This window comes from Thiobaca trueperi (assembly GCF_004342175.1).
GTDB lineage: Bacteria > Pseudomonadota > Gammaproteobacteria > Chromatiales > Chromatiaceae > Thiobaca > Thiobaca trueperi.
This window is the reverse complement of record NZ_SMAO01000001.1, coordinates 331505-347239: the sequence shown is the minus strand read 5'-3', so window position 1 is coordinate 347239 and position 15735 is coordinate 331505. Positions and strand designations below refer to the sequence as shown.

The 15735-nt window shown below is 60.7% G+C and carries 16 protein-coding genes; 14 read left to right on the top strand and 2 right to left on the bottom strand.

Going from position 1 to position 15735, the window contains the following annotated elements:
• Positions 1-690 precede the first annotated feature (690 nt).
• From EDC35_RS01555 to EDC35_RS01540, 4 genes are all read left to right on the top strand, one after another.
• Positions 691-1626 (top strand): RluA family pseudouridine synthase, encoded by a 936-nt coding sequence (locus tag EDC35_RS01555; protein ID WP_132975669.1) that lies wholly within the window; start codon positions 691-693, stop codon positions 1624-1626.
• Positions 1623-2300 carry an HAD-IA family hydrolase gene (locus EDC35_RS01550; protein ID WP_132975076.1) on the top strand — a complete coding sequence of 226 codons (678 nt, stop codon included), beginning with the start codon at positions 1623-1625 and terminating at the stop codon, positions 2298-2300. Before EDC35_RS01555 ends, EDC35_RS01550 begins: the two co-directional genes overlap by 4 nt.
• Entirely contained in the window at positions 2297-3298 is a 1002-nt protein-coding gene (locus EDC35_RS01545; protein WP_132975075.1) for a S49 family peptidase, read from the top strand. Before EDC35_RS01550 ends, EDC35_RS01545 begins: the two co-directional genes overlap by 4 nt.
• Before the next feature lie 178 nt (positions 3299-3476).
• Entirely contained in the window at positions 3477-3716 is a 240-nt protein-coding gene (locus tag EDC35_RS01540) for a hypothetical protein (protein ID WP_243651361.1), read from the top strand.
• A gap of 39 nt (positions 3717-3755) precedes the next feature.
• On the opposite strand, the gene EDC35_RS01535 is transcribed toward EDC35_RS01540, so the two are convergent.
• Positions 3756-4943: a glycosyltransferase gene (locus tag EDC35_RS01535; protein WP_132975074.1), complete on the bottom strand. Its 1188-nt coding sequence runs from the start codon at positions 4941-4943 to the stop codon at positions 3756-3758.
• Between the two features lie 83 nt (positions 4944-5026).
• On the opposite strand from EDC35_RS01535, the gene EDC35_RS01530 reads away from it, so the two are divergent.
• The 6 genes from EDC35_RS01530 (at position 5027) to phoU (ending at position 11178) form a co-directional block, all read left to right on the top strand.
• Positions 5027-5446, top strand: coding sequence for a hypothetical protein (locus EDC35_RS01530; protein WP_132975073.1), 420 nt, complete (start codon positions 5027-5029; stop codon positions 5444-5446).
• Positions 5447-5588: 142 nt separating this feature from the next.
• Positions 5589-6629 (top strand): PstS family phosphate ABC transporter substrate-binding protein, encoded by a 1041-nt coding sequence (locus EDC35_RS01525; RefSeq protein ID WP_132975072.1) that lies wholly within the window; start codon positions 5589-5591, stop codon positions 6627-6629.
• A gap of 100 nt (positions 6630-6729) precedes the next feature.
• The gene (pstC, locus tag EDC35_RS01520; RefSeq protein WP_132975071.1) at positions 6730-8121 is read left to right on the top strand and encodes a phosphate ABC transporter permease subunit PstC; all 1392 of its coding nucleotides are present in this window, start codon (positions 6730-6732) and stop codon (positions 8119-8121) included.
• Positions 8114-9427, top strand: a complete 1314-nt coding sequence (gene pstA, locus EDC35_RS01515) for a phosphate ABC transporter permease PstA (RefSeq protein ID WP_132975070.1) — start codon at positions 8114-8116, stop codon at positions 9425-9427. Before pstC ends, pstA begins: the two co-directional genes overlap by 8 nt.
• Positions 9428-9556: 129 nt before the next feature.
• Positions 9557-10420 carry a phosphate ABC transporter ATP-binding protein PstB gene (pstB, locus tag EDC35_RS01510; protein WP_132975069.1) on the top strand — a complete coding sequence of 288 codons (864 nt, stop codon included), beginning with the start codon at positions 9557-9559 and terminating at the stop codon, positions 10418-10420.
• Positions 10420-11178, top strand: coding sequence for a phosphate signaling complex protein PhoU (phoU, locus tag EDC35_RS01505; RefSeq protein ID WP_132975068.1), 759 nt, complete (start codon positions 10420-10422; stop codon positions 11176-11178). The genes pstB and phoU overlap by 1 nt, the downstream gene beginning before the upstream one ends.
• Before the next feature lie 111 nt (positions 11179-11289).
• Here phoU and EDC35_RS01500 read toward each other — a convergent pair whose 3' ends face one another.
• Positions 11290-12549, bottom strand: a complete 1260-nt coding sequence (locus tag EDC35_RS01500; RefSeq protein ID WP_132975067.1) for a glucose-1-phosphate adenylyltransferase — start codon at positions 12547-12549, stop codon at positions 11290-11292.
• A gap of 285 nt (positions 12550-12834) precedes the next feature.
• Here EDC35_RS01500 and EDC35_RS01495 point away from each other — a divergent pair, with 285 nt between their 5' ends.
• The 4 genes from EDC35_RS01495 to EDC35_RS01480 all read left to right on the top strand — a co-directional run bounded on the left by EDC35_RS01495 (position 12835) and on the right by EDC35_RS01480 (position 15450).
• Entirely contained in the window at positions 12835-13131 is a 297-nt protein-coding gene (locus tag EDC35_RS01495; protein ID WP_243651360.1) for a PilZ domain-containing protein, read from the top strand.
• A 199-nt stretch (positions 13132-13330) separates the two neighbouring features.
• Positions 13331-13558 carry a DUF2835 domain-containing protein gene (locus EDC35_RS01490; RefSeq protein WP_132975066.1) on the top strand — a complete coding sequence of 76 codons (228 nt, stop codon included), beginning with the start codon at positions 13331-13333 and terminating at the stop codon, positions 13556-13558.
• A gap of 83 nt (positions 13559-13641) precedes the next feature.
• Positions 13642-14811, top strand: a complete 1170-nt coding sequence (locus EDC35_RS01485) for a DUF5610 domain-containing protein (RefSeq protein ID WP_132975065.1) — start codon at positions 13642-13644, stop codon at positions 14809-14811.
• A 45-nt stretch (positions 14812-14856) separates the two neighbouring features.
• Entirely contained in the window at positions 14857-15450 is a 594-nt protein-coding gene (locus EDC35_RS01480) for a chemotaxis protein CheD (protein ID WP_132975064.1), read from the top strand.
• The last annotated feature ends 285 nt before the right edge of the window (positions 15451-15735 follow it).

Sequence of the window (15735 nt, the reverse complement as noted above, 5' to 3'; positions counted from 1 at the left end):
AAAGACGCAAAGGGCACAAAGAAAACGAATGGTTGCCAGTCTGCTGCGAGACATCCATCAGGCGCAGCCAACAGTCAGGACAGGATTCTGAAATCCTTTGCGTTCTTTGTGTTCTTTATGTTCTTTACGGTTCAGCCGCTTGTTTAGATTGATCTGGCCGCTGGGCGCAAACCAAACGGGCACGCGCACATGAACAATCGTTGACGGGGCTGGTTGAGCACCCGTATGCATTGAGCCTCGTCCGGTTGGAGGAAGCCCGTTATCTCAAGAGCAGCGAAGATGGCGCTGGCTGCGCTGGTCGGTCTTGCGCATGCCGCCGAGTGAGGCTGGGTGTAGAATCCGCGTCTCGCGCTGTCGCGAGTCCACTGGACGCACCGCGCAGCCTGTCAGACGGCATGGTCAGGTGTCGGTTCCGGTCTGAGGGGCGAATCGACGCCTGACTGATCGGCGTGGGTGACGACCCTCGGCTGCACTCGCCGCTCCGGTAAAATCTCGATTCCACTGGCCAGCGCAGACGGCCAATGGTATCAGCGAAATTTAACAGCAGCAATTAAGCCAAAAGAGCAGGGCCAAAAGCCGTTGAATGCATCAGACCACCGTTCCAAATCCCGCGCGGACACCGCCGCTGCATCACTAACCAATCACCATTCCGCTCGGGAAGAGGGTGGGGGTCAGGGCGCCGCTCCGCAACTGCTGTGTGTCGATGCCGAGTCGGATGGTCAGCGGATCGACAATTTTCTGCTCCGCTTCGTCAAGGGTGTGCCGCGCAGCCATCTCTATCGGATCCTGCGTCGGGGCGAGGTGCGGGTCAACAAAGGACGCATCAAGGCCGATTACCGGCTGCGCACGGGCGATCTGGTCCGCATCCCGCCGCTGCGCCTGGCCGCGCCCGAAACCCCGGCGCGGGTGCCGGACGGACAACTGGCCCGACTCGACCGGGCGGTGCTCTTCGAGGACGAACGATTGCTGGTGATCGACAAGCCCGCCGGGCTGGCGGTGCATGGCGGCAGCGGTCTCAGTTATGGCCTGATCGAATCGCTGCGTCAGTTACGACCGGGGCGCGAACTGGAACTGGTGCACCGGCTCGACCGCGACACCTCCGGCTGTCTGATCATCAGCAAACGGCGCAGCGCGCTGCGTGAACTGCACCAGATCATCCGCGAGGGCGCGATGGACAAGCGTTATCTCGCGCTGATCCTTGGCGAGCTGGCGCGCCCGGAGCTGACGGTTGATGCGCCGCTGAAAAAGAACATCCTGCGCGGCGGGGAGCGTCTGGTTCAGGTCGATCCGGTCGAGGGCAAGCCGGCCCGCACCCGTTTCCGGCGGCTGCGGCGGCTGGCCTTCGGCGATCAATGCGTCACCCTGGTCGAGGCCGAACTCATCACCGGGCGCACCCATCAGATCCGCGTCCATGCCGCGCATCTGGGCACACCGCTGGCCGGCGATCCCAAGTATGGCGACGAGCAGGCCAACCGCGCGCTCAAGCCATTTGGACTCACGCGCTTGTTTTTACATGCCTCAGCCTTGAGTTTGCGGCTGGATTACATGACCCGACCCCTGCGCGTGGAGGCGCCATTACCGCATGAATTGGAACAGATTTTGGTTGCGCTGGAGGCTGCGGCATGAACTTTGAGTTGATCGTCTTTGACTGGGACGGCACCCTGATGGACTCCGAGGCGCGGATCGTCGCCTGTGTGCAGGCCGCTTTCGCCGATCTGGACCTGCCGCCACCGACCCGCGAGGCCGCCCGCGACATCATCGGGCTGGGTCTGGCCGAAGCCATGCTCCGTCTCAATCCCGAGATGGAGCCGACCACGCGCGCCGCACTGGGCGAACGCTACCGCTGGCATTTTCTGGGCAGCCATCCGACCCCTTCCGCGCTCTTCCCCGGCGCACGCGAGACCCTGGACGTATTGGCTGCGCAGGGCTACCGTCTGGCGGTCGCCACCGGCAAGAGTCGAATGGGGTTGAACAAATCGCTGGTCGAGACCGGACTCACCGGTTTTTTTCACGCCACCCGCTGTGCCGACGAGACCTTCTCCAAGCCCAATCCCCAGATGCTGTTCGAACTGATGGACGAACTCGGCGCGCGTGCCGCCGAGACGCTCATGATCGGCGATACCGAATATGACCTACAGATGGCCGGCAATGCCGGGGTCAGGGCGCTGGCGGTCTCCTGTGGCGTGCATGAACGCGAACGCCTGCTGGCGCTGGAGCCGCTGGCCTGTCTGGATTCGGTACAGGCCATTCCGCAATGGCTGGCCCGGTCGCGCTGTCATTCATTGGGACTCGAATCATGAGCTGGACATTCTGGACCCGTCGCCGAGACGCCATGCCATCCCCGAGCCAGCCGGATTGGGAGCGTGCGCTCATCAATCGGATGGCGCTCGACTATCTGCGTGACCAGCGCAATCGTCGACGCTGGGGGATTTTCTTCAAGCTGCTGATCCTGCTTTATCTGATCGCGATTCTGGTCGCGGCTTATGCACGCGATCTGATCGATGGGGGCGACTCTGGTAAGGCGCATACGGCGCTGATCGAGGTGAAAGGGGTCATCGCCTCCGAGACCGACGCCAGTGCGGATCGTGTGATCGCGGCCCTGCGCAAGGCCTTCGAGACCGAGCAGGTCAAAGGCGTCATCCTGCGCATCAACAGCCCGGGCGGCAGCCCGGTGCAGGCCGGCTACATCAACGACGAGATCAAGCGGCTCAAGGCCAAATACAAACAAGACAAGGGCAAAGAGATGCCGGTCTATGCCGTGGCTGTCGATCTCTGCGCCTCGGGCGGGTATTACATTGCGGTCGGCGCCGACGCCATCTATGTCGACAAGGCCAGTCTGATCGGATCCATCGGCGTGCGTATCGACGGTTTCGGTTTCGAGGAGGCGATGAAAGACCTCGGCATCGAGCGCCGTCTGCTGACCGCTGGCGACAACAAAGGCATCCTGGATCCCTTCTCGCCCTTGCCGGAGTCGCAGCGGATCTTTATCCAGGGCGTGCTCGATACCCTACATCGACAGTTCATCGGCGAGGTCAAGATGGGGCGGGGCGACCGGCTCAAAGGCGGAGACGAACTCTTCAGCGGACTGTTCTGGAGTGGACAGGAGGCCGTCGAACTGGGTCTGGCTGATGGTCTCGGCAGCTCCAGTTCGGTTGCCCGTGACATCATCGGCGCTGAAACCCTCGTCGATTACACCAGGAAGCGCGATCTCTACGAAAGCCTGGCAAAGCGGTTGGGAGTTGGCGTCGCCAGCGGGTTGCTGGAAACGATCGGGATGGGGGGTGGCGTGGTGCGCTGAACGCCGGCGAGACCGCCAGATGGACCCGCTTCCCAAACCGCGCCCAGTGAGAAACGTCGTTTTGTGGCGCTTCAACTCGCCCTGCGTCACCACGGACGTTCGGCGGGGCGCGGTTTAACGGAGGCGGCGAACATCAGCTAAAATCAGATCAAACAGGCAGTCATGCGAGGGTCACATCATGATGGCGATTACAAGTGCGATGCAGTCGGCGACGATGGGCATGCAACGGGGTATCAATGGTCTTGGCGAGAACGCTGCCGAGATCGCCAGGTCAAGTCAGATGGACGGTAGCGCGGTGCGCGACATCAGCAAACCGCTGGTGGAGCAGACCCAGAATCTTCAGCAGGTCGAAGCCTCCGCGAAGGTGCTGAAAACCGAAGACGAGATGATCGGCCGCCTGATCGATCGGATGGCCTGAACCGCGTCCAGCGTGATCGTCTGACGCACGGGGCGCGGTTTAGACTGGAATTTGCGCTGGTAACGGCTGGTCGAGCCGTTTCTCGATGACCTCGGCGTAGAATGTCAGCATGCGGTCGGCGAGGGCCGGCGCCGACCAGGAACGCGCATGCTGGACAGCCTCTCGCGACAACTGCTCGCGCAACGGCTGATCCGTCAACAGGCGCACCGCCTTCGCCGCAAAATCCGCCTCGTCCTCTTCCGCGATCAGCGATCCAAGTCCGCCAGCCAGCACCTCTTTGGTGCCCATCACCGCCGTCGAAACGACCGGCACGCCGAGCGCCATTGCTTCCAGCAGCACCAGACCCTGGGTCTCAGTCCGTGAGGCAAAGACGAAGGCGTCACCGGCGCAGTAACAGTCCTCCAGTGAGCCGTCGCGATTGAGATAGCCGGTAAAGAGCGTATTCCCGGCGAGTCCCAGCGTCTGAATCAGGGCGGCAAGCTGCGGTTGGGCCGGGCCTTCTCCGACAATCACCAGCAGCACGTCCGGCACCTGGGTCTTGATCCGCACCAGCGTCCGCAACACAAAATCGATGTTTTTCTCGAAGGCGAGCCGGCTCACATGCACCAGCACCGGGCGTTCGGGCGGGATGTCATGGCGGGCGCGGAAGCGGCTGCCGTCACCCTGACTGAACTGAACCAGCTCGATGCCGGTCGGGATCACGCTTGCCGGTGTCCTGACGCCATAGCCCTTGAGGATGTCCAGCATCGCCTGGGAGGGCACCGCCAGGGCATCGACCGCATTGCACTGCGCCACCGAAAAATAGCGGGCGGCGCGCTGCATCCAGGCGGCGGGGACGAACGGGACATAGTGATGCAGATACTGCTCGAAAAAGGTGTGATAGCTCTCGACGACCGGGACGCCCAGTCGCTTCGCCAGGCCGAGTCCGCTGTAGTGGGCCAGGAAGGGCGTCTGGATGTGCACCAGATCGAATCCGCGACGCATGAGATCGGTGTCCTGTCGGCGGATCTGACGGGGCTTGAGGATCCGGTCCTCGGGATCGATCAGCAGATAACGCGAGGGAATGCGCAGGATATCGAAGGGTTCCGGGTCGCTTTGACCATACTCCGGCGCGATCAGCGTCACCTCATGACCCTTGCCGACGAATTCGCGCGCGAAGGTCTGAATCGACGTCGAGACGCCGGTAACGCGGGGAAAATAGACATCCGAGATCATCAACACGCGCATAACTGAATTCGCAGTCAACCGGCAAAGTTTGCGATGATAACCTCAGTCAATCCGTATTCGTACCCTCATGAAGGAAAGCTGACATGTCCCGTCGCCTGAATCCCCCCTCTCTCTCGTTTGTGACCAGTCTGGCGCTGGTGATGTCGCTCTTCACGGCGACCGCCGGAGCTGCGCCGGAAGACGCTGTGTCGCAGTCGATCCCGGCGTCCGTTCCGGCTCTGTGGGGTTATGGGGTCAAGCCCTGCCCCGCCTTTCTTGCGGCCGCGCCGGGGGAGGGTGCACCTGCGGCGCTTGCTGATCCGGAGTATCTGCGATATCGCGAATGGCTGGCCGGTCTGGTTACCGGATTGAATCTCGCGACCGGACGCGACGTGCTGCTCGGCGCTGAACTCGATGCCGCACTGCTGCGCATCCGCGCCTCCTGCCAGAGCCAGCCGGAAGACGACTTTTTCAACGCCAGCCTGCGTCTGGTGCGCTCACTGGGGCAGTTGAAGGGGAAATAAGCGGTTGGCGACCTGGCCGGTTAGCGATCTTCTCGGGTGCGCCGTCGTCACAAAACAGTCATGAATCATTCATACAATGGGCATGACCGGCGATCAAAATACGGCCTCGCCATTCAATGCCCTCTGTGGAGACTCGCTAATTATGAATAAAACACTGATCGCTGCCGCCGTCACCCTGGCAGCAGCCTCGCTCTCGACCCAGGCCATGGCCCGCGATTCCATCTATATCGTCGGTTCCTCGACGGTCTTCCCCTTTTCCACCGCTGTTGCCGAGACCTTTGGTCGGACCCTGGGCTACAACACCCCCAAAGTCGAGTCCACCGGCACCGGTGGCGGTATGAAGCTGTTTTGTGCGGGCGTTGGCGTCGATCATCCCGACATCACTAACGCCTCGCGTCGCATGAAGGCGTCCGAGTTCGAGAACTGCCAGCAAGCTGGCGCCAAGGAGATTACCGAGGTCAAGATCGGCTTTGACGGCATCGCCATCGCGAATTCCAAATCGGCCAAGCATATCGATCTGACACTTAAGGATATCTATCTGGCGCTGGCCAAGGATGTCCCGGACGCTGATGGCAAGTTCGTACCGAATCCCAACAAGACCTGGAAAGACGTGAACGCCGCGCTGCCGGACGCCAAGATCGAGGTGCTGGGTCCGCCGCCGACCTCCGGAACCCGTGACGCCTTCGTCGAACTGGCGATGGAAGGTGGTTGCAACAGTTTTCCGGAACTCAAGGCGCTGAAAAAAAGTGACGAGAAAAAACACAAGGCGGTCTGTCAGGGCATCCGCGAGGATGGCGCCTATATCGAAGCCGGCGAGAACGACAACCTGATCGTGCAGAAACTGGTGTCCAACAAGAACGCGCTGGGCATTTTCGGCTACAGCTTCCTCGAACAGAATGCCGACAAGGTTCAGGGTGCCAAGATCGACGGCATCGCGCCGACCTATGACACCATCTCCGACGGCTCCTATCCGATCTCGCGTTCGCTCTATTTCTATGTCAAGAATGCCCACGTCGCGACCATTCCCGGCATCAAGCAGTTCGTCACCGAGTTCACCAGCGACAAGGCCTTTGGTCCGGAAGGCTATCTGGCCGACAAGGGTTTGATCGCTCTGCCCGATGCCGAGCGTGCCAGTGTCGCTAAATCGGCCAAGGCTCTGACGCCCATGTCCAAACCCGAATAAGTTCGGGTGATCGGACGTCGCGGGGCACGGAGAGCCCCGCCATTCACCGGCCACCGTTTGCTGTGGCCGGCCTCCGAATCGCTAATTCACTGGAATCCCGATGTACGCCTGGACCCTCATTGTCGTTTTGCTCATGGTCATGGCCCTGGCCTACCACCTGGGCCGCAAGCGCGCTATCGCCAGCGCGGGCGGGGTGACGCAGATCAACACCCTGCACTCGCTGCCATCCTATTACGGACTCTATGCCGCCATCTGGGCCGGGCTTCCGGCTCTGCTCCTGATGGGGCTCTGGTTCGGATTCCAGGATCAGATCGTCACCAGTCTGGTGACGGCCAATCTGCCGGCTGAGATGCTGGATGGACAGTCCAGCGGGCGTGTCGGCCTGATTCTCAACGACATCAAAAACCTCGCGACCGGCAATATCGTTTCAGCGACCGTGACCCCCGAGGTGCAGGCGGCGGCCGATCAATACGCCCGGCTGGCACGCATCGCGAACTGGGCCATGTGGCTGGCGGTGCTCGCGGTGGCGGTGGGCGGCATGGCCTACGCCTGGCTGCGGACCGAACCCCAGATGCGCGCACGCAACCGGGTCGAGTCCATCTTCAAATTTATCATGATCACCTTTTCCTCGATCGCGATCCTGACCACGCTGGGGATCGTGCTTTCGGTCGTTTTCGAGTCGTTCAGGTTCTTCCAGATGATCTCGCCGCTGGAATTTTTCCTCGGCACCAACTGGAGTCCGCAGATCGCACTGCGCGCGGATCAGGTCGGCGCATCCGGCGCATTCGGCGCCATTCCACTCTTCACCGGCACCCTGATGGTCTCACTGATCGCCATGCTGGTGGCCGTGCCGATCGGCCTCATGTCCGCCATCTATCTCGCCGAATACGCGCCACGCAACGTGCGCTCGATTGCCAAGCCGGTCATCGAGGTGCTGGCCGGCATCCCGACCGTGGTTTATGGCTTTTTTGCCGCGCTCACCGTCGCGCCACTGATTCGCGATCTGGGTGCCCTGGCCGGTTTGAATGTCGCTTCTGAAAGCGCGCTGGCGGCCGGTCTGGTCATGGGGATCATGATCATCCCCTTCGTCTCCTCGCTGTCTGACGACGTCATCAACGCCGTGCCCCAGTCGATGCGGGACGGCTCTTATGCCCTGGGCGCGACCCAGTCCGAGACCATCCGCCGGGTCATCATCCCCGCCGCGCTGCCCGGCATCGTCGGCGGCATTCTGCTCGCGGTCTCACGGGCCATCGGCGAGACCATGATCGTGGTGATGGCAGCCGGCCTGTCCGCCAATCTGACCGCCAATCCCCTCGACAGCGTGACCACCGTGACGGTGCAGATCGTGACCCTGCTGACCGGCGACCAGGAATTCGACAGCGCCAAAACGCTCGCCGCTTTTGCGCTGGGTCTGACCCTGTTCCTCGTGACTCTGGTTCTGAATGTCATCGCCCTGTCGATCGTGCGCAAGTATCGGGAGCAATATGAGTAAACCCACCCTCAACGCGCCCCAGGCTCCGGTCCGGCGCACCATCGACATCGTCAACGCCTCGCTCAAGCGACGCCATGCGCAGGAGCGACGCTTCCGGCGTATCGGCGCGATCGCGGTCGCTCTTGGTCTGGCGTTCGTTGTGCTTCTCTTTGCCGACATCGTTGGCAAGGGCTATACCGCCTTTCAGCAGACCTATCTCCAACTGCCGATCGAATTGAGCGCGGAGAAGATTGATCCAGCCGGCACGCGCGAGCCGGAAACGCTATCCACAGCGGACTATATGGCGCCGATCCGGGCCGCGCTACGTCAGCAGTTCCCGGAAGTGACCGAGCGCCGCGAGCTGCGTCAGCTGTACTCCATGGTAAGTGTCGGTGCGCCGCAGTTCCTGCGCGAGCAGGTCATGGAAAATCCTGATCTGATCGGTACCACTCAGGAAGTCTGGGTGTTGGCCGACGACGACATCGATATGCTGGTGAAGGGGCAGATCGACCGCCACGCCCCTGAAGAGAGCCGGCGGGTGAATGACCGGATGCTCGGCTGGGTCGAGCACCTGGAGGAGCAGGGACGGATTGAAAAGCGCTTCAACACTATCTTCTTCACCCAGGGCACCTCCCGCGAACCCGAGCTGGCCGGCATCGCCGGAGCTTTGATGGGATCCTTTTACACGCTGCTGCTGACGCTGATTCTGTCCTTTCCCATCGGCGTGGGCGCCGCGCTCTATCTGGAGGAGTTTGCGCCCAAGAACCGCTGGACTGATCTGATCGAGGTCAACGTCAACAATCTGGCGGCGGTGCCGTCCATCGTGTTCGGTCTGCTGGGGCTGGCGGTCTTTATCGGCTTTTTCGGTGCGCCACGCTCCACACCGCTGGTCGCCGCCCTAGTGATGACCCTCATGACCCTGCCGACCATCATCATCGCCAGCCGCGTGGCGCTTAAATCGGTGCCGCCATCGATCCGCGAGGCCGCGCTCGGGGTCGGTGCCTCACCTCTGCAAACCCAGTTCCATCATGTGCTGCCGCTGGCGCTGCCCGGCATGCTGACCGGTGCCATCATCGGCATGGCGCGCGCGCTGGGTGAGACCGCACCGCTGTTGATGATCGGCATGATCGCCTTCATCGTCGATATCCCGAGCGGATTCACGGATGCGGCGACGGTCCTGCCGGTGCAGATCTTCCTCTGGGCCGACAGCCCCGAGCGTGGCTTCGTTGAGCGCACCTCGGCAGCGATCATCGTGCTGCTGGCCTTTCTTTTTCTCATGAATCTGGTTGCCGTGCTGCTACGTCGACGCTTCGAGCGTCGCTGGTAGGATGGGTGGAACGCAGCGAAACCCATCTTCTCGGTATAGCATGGCGCGCCGCTGATCGATGGGGCCAGTATGGAGAAATCCCTCGTTCCCCCGGCAGCGGAAACCCCTATCGAGAGGCTTGATTGAATTATGAATATCACGGTTGACGAAATGGAAAAGATGACTGGCGCGATGAGTTCCGCCGAACTGGCGAGCGAACGACACTCCAGAACCACGGTCGGCGATTTCACCGCCGCCGATCCCCGCATGACCTGTCGCAACGTGGATGTCTGGTATGGCAGCAAGCAGGCGATCAACGGGGTCAGCCTGGACATCGGCAAGAACGAAGTCGTGTCCATGATCGGCCCCTCGGGCTGTGGCAAATCGACCTTCCTGCGCTGTCTGAACCGGATGAACGACACCATTGATGGCTGCCGCGTCACCGGTTCGATCCAGCTCGACGGTCAGGAAATCTATGACAAATCGCTCGACCCGGTGCCTCTGCGAGCGCAGGTCGGCATGGTGTTCCAGAAGCCCAATCCCTTCCCCAAGTCCATCTATGAGAACGTCGCCTACGGGCCACGCATCCATGGCCTGACCAATAGCAAGGCCGAACTGGACGAGCTGGTCGAGTCCAGTCTGGAAAAGGCCGGTCTCTGGAAAGAGGTCAAGGACCGGCTCGACCAGCCGGGCACCGGTCTCTCCGGCGGTCAGCAGCAGCGGCTCTGCATCGCGCGCACCATTGCCGTGTCGCCCGAGGTCATCCTGATGGACGAGCCCTGCTCCGCGCTCGATCCCATTGCGACAGCGATCATTGAGGAACTGATCGACGAACTGCGCGCCAACTACAGCATTGCCATCGTCACCCACTCGATGCAGCAGGCCGCCCGCGTCTCGCAGCGCACCGCCTATTTCCACCTGGGCGATCTGATCGAAGTCGGCGAGACCAATCAGATCTTCACCAATCCGCAGCATCGGCTGACTGAAGACTACATCACTGGACGATTCGGCTGATGACAGACATCAGTTCCGCCAAACCGACCGGCGATCTTGCCAGCGGTCATACCGTGCGCCGCTACGATCAGGAGCTTGCCAAGCTGCGCGGAATCATCCTGGAGATGGGCGAGCGTGTGGTCGAACAGACCCAGGCGGCCGTGTTCGCCCTGGTGGATCGCGAGGACAGCCATGCCTTCCGGGTGCTCGACCGCGAGCCTCAGATCGATTTTCTCTCGCTCGACGCCGATGAAGAGGTTTTTCGCGTCATTGTGCGTCGCCAGCCGACAGCGGTTGATCTGCGCATTGTCCTGGCGCTGTCGAAGATTGCCGACGATGTCGAGCGCGCTGGCGACAAGGCGGTGCGGATCGCCCGTCAGGCATTGGAGTTGAAGGAGTTTTCCACTGATTCGGGCTGTCTGTCGGATTCCCTGAAAGAGGCGCTGCGTCAGCTCGACGAGAAGGCCTGCTGCATGTTCGAGCGCAGCATTCAGGCGGTTGCCGGCTTCGATGTCGCCTTCGCGCTCGGCATCTTCGAGGATGAGCCGGATCTCTACCAGGCGTCCAATAAGGCCCGCAAACTCCTCGGCGAGCAGGATCGAGAGGGTCTGACCCCGCGCCAGACCGTCTGCCTGCTGACCTGCGCCCACGCCCTGGAGCGAATCGGCAATCATGCCGCCAATATCGCCGAGCAGGTCATCTATGTTGCACTGGGTCAGGATGTCCGTTATCGCAACCGCGAGATCCTGATCGAGACCCTGCGTCATCGCGGCTATTGATCCTGAAACACGCCGTCAGCCGCCAGCGATCAGTCGTCAGCCTTCTGGAAACGCGGATGGCTGACGTCTGAAAACTGGCGGCCTTTTGCACTGCCGTGCCGCCAGACAGCCTTATTCGGAATATCCCCCACGCCCCGAGCCCCGCGTATCGCGGGCGAAATAGCTGACGCGCCCCTGTGGGATGACGGTCACGCCACCCTCACTGACATGGAAGCGCCGACGGTCTTGAGCCGCATCGAAGCCGATCTGATCGCCGGCTTCGATGATGTTGTGCCGGTCCACGATCACCTTGCGCAGCCGCGCGCCACGCCCGATCCGCACATAGTCCATGACGATGCAGTCTTCCAGCTCCACGTCCTCTTCGATCACGGTCTCGCGGCGGATGATGGAGTTGGTCAGTTTTGCCCCCTCATGGATCATGGTTGCTGCGCCGAGCAGGCTGTTGCGGATCTCACCGCCGAGCACGCGCGCGACCGGACCCTGATAGCCGCTGGAAAAAATCGGCCAGTCGGGATTGAACATGTCAAAGGCCGGTTCCGCACCGAGCACATCCCGATGGGCCTCGAAATAGGCGTCGATGGTGCCGAGATCACGCCAGTAGACCGGCGTCTCGTAGGGCTGCACGCCGGGCACTGCATTGGTGGCGAAATCGTAGGCGAAGAGTCGATGGGTGCGCAGCAGTCGCGGCAGCACATGCTGGCCGAAATCGGTCTCGCCGGCCTCCTGGGTTTCCTTCAGCGCCTTGATGAGGACTTCGGCATTGAAGATGTAATTGCCCATTGAGGCAAACGCCTGGGTCGGATCCGAGGGCAGGGGCGTCGGATTGGCGGGTTTTTCTTCAAATGCCTGGATGCGCCCCTCCGCGTCGGCGGCGATCACGCCAAAACTGGCCGCATCGCGCAGCGGGACGGGGAGGGCGGCGATGGTGACATCGGCCCGGCTCGTCTTGTGAAACTCGACCATCTGGCGAATATCCATCCGATAGATGTGATCGGCGCCAAAAACCGCGACCAGATTGGGGCGATGTTCCTCGATCAGGTTGATGTTCTGGTTGATGGCGTCCGCCGTGCCCTGGAACCAATGCTCGCCGGACATCATCTGCGGCGGCACCACGGTGACGAACTGGCTCTGAAGCAGGGGCGAGATGGTCCAGGCCTTGCGCACATGCTCGATCAGCGACTGGGATTTGTACTGGACCAGCAGATAGATGGTCTGGATCTGCGAATTGACCAGATTGCTCAGCACAAAATCGACGATGCGATAACGTGAACCGAACGGTACCGATGGCTTGGAGCGTCCGGTGGTCAGGGGTTGAAGCCTTGCGCCCTGGCCGCCGGCCATGACGAAGGCGATGATTCGTTCGTTCTGCATGGTTCCTCCGCAAGCCCGTGTCGGGGCCTTTTCGCTGTTGGGTGTTGGTCTCGGGCGGCAATCATAAACCTGTCACCGAGAGGTTTCCCGATTATCGGAACCCCGGTTGATGCGGGGATAAAATTTTCAGGGCATCCCCTTAAACGGCGCCCCGTCAAGCGCCGGGGATGCGCCAGACGTCGAAATCACTTGAAACTTGGCATCTCGCTCTGGGCGCGGTTTAGAATCCTGTCGTCCCGGTAGAGACGACACCTTGAAATTTCATGCACCGAAGGAGACATGACAATGCTGTTACGCGATGCGGAACGACGTGATTTCAAGCGCCTGGCGGCGCAGACCGAGGCGACCATCACCCGGCTGACGACCGGCGAGACGCTGACCGCCTGGCTGATTGACCTGAGTGCCTCCGGCTGTGCTTTTGTGACCACAACGGCCATCGATCAGAACGAAGAGGTCGAGATCCTGGTGCGCAGTCCAAGCGAGCGGATTGAGCCGCTGAGACGGAGCGCGCGGATCGCGCGGGTGACGCCACGCGAGTCGGATTATCTGATCGGAGTGGAATTTCTGAGCGAGTCGGTTTGATGACCAAACCGCGCCCGGTGCAGCATGTGATCGTTGAGGATTGAGTCGGTCTTGGCAGAATCGATGACCGTTCGCGCGGGCGCGGTTTAAGATGTTAAAAAATATAAAATGTTAAACCGCGTTTCCACGGATGTTGATGACATCTCCAAAGCTAAACACAAACTGAAAATGACACATATCGCTCCGGACGCGGTTTAACATGCAGCGGTTTTATTTCAGTCTTGCGATCACGGCGACCGAATATCTGCCTTATTATCAGGGCATTGTGAAGCAGGTCGTGGTGCGTGCCCATGATGGACGGACACTCTCTTTTCCCGCCGCAAATCTGCGGCGTTTCGTGACTGCCGATGGCGTGCGTGGTCAGTTCTGCATGACCGTGGATGATCAGAATCGGCTGGTTTCTCTGGAACGTGTCGGGGTGAGTTGATTCGCCCCGACAGACATCACCTTAAAGTAACCGGCCGGTCAGCCGATAGCCTCTGTGTACCTACCGCCTTAACGGAGTCCGCCGTGATCAACATCCATTCGAACTATTCATCGCACTCGAACGTCCACGCCAACGCCCAGCAGACGATGCGATCCGGCGGGCTCGGTGCGGGAACGGGACTTCAGCCCGGCAGCAATCCCACCGCTCAGGCGCTGTCCAGTCTTCAGGAAAAGGCGCTGAACGCCCTGAGCAATGTGCCGGGCATGGACATCAGCACCCTGAAGAAAGTGGATGCCAATGAATACACCCCCGAGAAGATTGCCGACCGGATCAGCAGCTTCGTCGCGATGGGGCTGGAAAACGCCCGTGCCAAAGGCAAATCGGAAGAAGAGGTGCAGGCGCTCTATGACAGCGCGATGAAGGGCGCTGAGCAGGGTTTCAAGGAGGCCAAGGACATCCTCTCGAATCTCAAGGTGCTCAACGGCGACATCGCCACCCAGGTGCAGGCGACCGAGGATGCCACCTTCGCCGCGCTGGAGAAACTCTCGCCGTCAAAGCCGGTAGAGGCGGTCAGCACCACCAGCGGCACGACCAGTCTGGCCGCCGCCGAGCGTTATCAGCGCGCCGATGATTTTTCGCTGACGCTCAAGACCCGCGAAGGCGATGTGGTCAAGGTGAATTTCAGCCGCTCGCTTGATGCGCAGAGCAGCTTTGCGACCGTTCAGGACGGGGAAGGCAATCAGGCGACCCGTGTGGATCTCAGCCGCACCGAGAAGACCGGTTATGAATTCAGTGTCGAAGGCGATCTGAACGAGGAGGAAATCACCGCGATCCAGAACCTGATGCGCGATGTCGGTCAGGTGGCAAACGATTTCTATGGTGGCGACGTGCAGAAGGCGTTCGATCAGGTCTCGAATGTCTCGTTCGACAGCAAACAGCTCGCGTCCATGGATCTGCGCATGAGCCGCTCCGAGCAGTACAGCTCGGTTCAGCAGTATCAGAAGACCCAGCAACTGGAGAACCCGGAGCAGGCCAACGCGGGGCGCCGTCTCGGCCATCTGGCGAACGATCTGCGTGAGAGTTTCCAGAAACCGGCGCTGGAATTCCTGGAGCAGGCCCGCGAAGTCGCCAGCCAGCTCATGCAGGGCTTGATGGAACAGGACAGCCGCTTCAAGGATGCCTCATCCGAGCAGCAGTCGATTTATCAAAGCAATCTGGATCGGTTGCTGGGCTCGATCAAAGAACCGTCATAGGTTCGATCTCGCTGTTCGTTTTACGGAGCGGACGTACCCTGATTCATGCCAATGACCGATGACCAGATCCAGAAACACTTCCTCCGTCCTGGGGAGTGTTTCGTCACCCGTGAGCCGGTGATGCTTTCGACGCTTCTGGGTTCCTGCGTCTCGGTCTGTCTCTTCGATCCGGTGGCGCAGGTCAGAGGCATGAATCATTTTCTGCTGCCGGCGCGCAATCTGATTGGCAGCGAGCCGCTCCTGGCGTCCGATGCCGGGCGCTACGGTCTCTGGGCGATGGAGCTGCTGATCAACGGTCTGCTGAACCTGGGCGCCAGGCGCGAGCGTCTGCGCGCCAAGGCCTTCGGCGGCGGTAATCTGCTGAACAGCGCGGATCGGGATCCCCCTGATCGTTTCAATATCGGCAGTGCCAATATCCAGTTCGTGCGACATTTCCTGAATCAGGATGGCATTCCGCTGATCGCGGAGGATCTTGGCGGCGATGAAGGCCGGCAAATCCATTTTCATGGCGCTGATTTCACGGTCTATCTCCGTCGCATTCCCAGGCGCAGCACGGAGCAGATCGCGGCGGACGAGCGGGCCTATTTGCAGCACGCCCTGCGCGAGCAGCAGCGCTCCATTCCAATCGATTTCTTTTAGGTGATTTCCTGAAAACAATCTACCCACGGAGAGGATTTGAATGGACAGGATTCACAGGATTTTTCAAGATTGACAGGATTCGGAAAACAATGATTTGTCTCCTGTGAATCCTGCGAAATCCTGTTCATCCTGTCCATTTGGCACCTTGATTCTGGTAGAAACTTTCCCGGAAACCACCTTAAATCGCGTCTCTCCGATCATTGTCGTTGTCGTTGTCGGCTTGTGCATCGAATCTTCGATTACGACAGCGACAACGACAACGAACGAACTGAAAATGGTGCCTGT